We start from the raw sequence: 252 nt of genomic DNA, 5'->3' as shown, positions 1-252 counted from the left end.
GTTAACAGCACTATCGAAGACGATGCGGTTCCAAAATGGTCTATCAAGAAATGGGTTTCTTTACCTAATGAGCAACGCCCACTGATCCTTTGCGAATACGCGCATGCAATGGGTAACAGTTTAGGGAGCTTTAATGATTACTGGGATGCATTCCGAGAATATCCTCGCCTACAAGGCGGTTTCATCTGGGATTGGGTTGACCAAGGACTAAGCCAATGGGATGAAAACGGTGAACACTTCTGGGCCTACGGT

At 46.8% G+C, this 252-nt stretch carries 1 protein-coding gene; it reads left to right on the top strand.

The window, feature by feature from the left end; genetic code table 11:
- Nucleotides 1–252, top strand: a 252-nt coding sequence (locus AB4512_RS22860) for a glycoside hydrolase family 2 TIM barrel-domain containing protein (protein ID WP_372175819.1), incomplete at both ends; no start/stop codon positions are given.

Source organism: Vibrio sp. 10N.222.52.B7 (assembly GCF_041474275.1).
GTDB lineage: Bacteria > Pseudomonadota > Gammaproteobacteria > Enterobacterales > Vibrionaceae > Vibrio > Vibrio crassostreae_C.
This window is presented reverse-complemented; position numbering and strand designations above follow the sequence as displayed.